A 1,236-nucleotide genomic window follows, 5' to 3' on the forward strand; every position below is an offset into this window, starting at 1 on the left:
GATCGCTCGACGGATCGCCTCAGTCATCGTGGCGCTGCCGTGAAGAACTTGGCCCATAGCGCGCCCTCCACACAGGCGTGACGATCGCACCATCAAACCCCGGGATCAAACAGGGGCGGGGGAAAGCTAGCTCCTGCAATGCGTTGATGTGGCGACCCCGGTAGGGCTCGAACCTACGACCTGCCGCTTAGAAGGCGGCTGCTCTATCCAGCTGAGCTACGGAGTCTGGGTGCCAGGAGGGCCAAAAGGCACGGGACCAAGGCCGGGTCAAGCCTCTCCCGAGCTTGTGCTTTAACCCACTTTGAGAAGGATCTGACGGTCAAGTCCCCAGCTCGTGTGCGAGCGTAGCATCTGTCATCCTTGGTCAACGGCCGACAGCCGAGGATCGGGCAAGAAGCGCTCGATCACCCGCCATGATGCGACGGCACCACATTGCTCGTGACAGTCCCCCTGATTCCAACCAGCTCGATGCTGCGGCTAGATTGCAGCTTGGGCTTTCGCTCTGCATTGGCCGTCGGCGCATCATAGTCGACACAGCGGCAAAGTCCGATCCGACGGGTCGGGCCATGATCCCGATGCGTCGTCTGCGGTCGCGCCGCGCCGGTGTCATCGCCTGAGCGATGGTCAGGCGCTGCGCAACGCTGGCCCGCGACCGACCGTGAAACGGTGGAGCAGCAGCCGGCGAGCATGGCAGCGGGGAACAGGATGCCTTGGGGCAGGCCGAGGAAGAGGCCGCCGAGGCCTGCCGGGGCAGAAGCCCGCGGGCTCCCAGCCGATGCCGTACAGCGCTGCACCGCCGATGAAACGAGTATCGGTTTTGGATTGGTCGGCACCTCGAAGCGGGGAGCGAGCAACGGGTGCGCCATCGGCACCTTGAGCCCAAAGCCCAACGCGGAAATGCCAACCGCCCCGACGAGGACGAAAGGGCGGCGCGGGTTCCACTCCCCCGAAAAATCGAGAAAGCCCGGTGCTTTTCCAGGGTTCATCATGCCCAACGGAGTACGGCGACCCAGGTCTGCCCTCCATCATATTTGCAATTTTGCAATGGAGGCGGCTGCCGCCCAAGAGAGGCAGCTGGTCATTCCTTGTCGCCGAGCATGGCTTGGGCGCTACACCACGGCTGCCGGCGCCGATGAACCCGTCCGACATAGGGTGCCCATCAGAGCGATCCGGAAGCCTCGTGGCGGCCGTTCTCGCGCTTTCGGCGTTTTTTCGATTGACGCTTTGTTCGGGCGC

General features: G+C 63.7%; 1 protein-coding gene and 1 tRNA gene. Both read right to left on the reverse strand.

The genetic code is table 11. The features are described from left to right. Positions 1-149: 149 nt before the first annotated feature. Positions 150-226 (reverse strand) — tRNA-Arg (locus E4V01_RS25325). 178 nt (positions 227-404) lie between these two features. After that, positions 405-989: a DUF6691 family protein gene (locus E4V01_RS25330; protein WP_353612598.1), complete on the reverse strand. Its 585-nt coding sequence runs from the start codon at positions 987-989 to the stop codon at positions 405-407. Positions 990-1,236: the final 247 nt, after the last annotated feature.

Source organism: Methylorubrum sp. Q1 (assembly GCF_004683995.1).
Classification (GTDB): Bacteria; Pseudomonadota; Alphaproteobacteria; order Rhizobiales; family Beijerinckiaceae; genus Methylobacterium.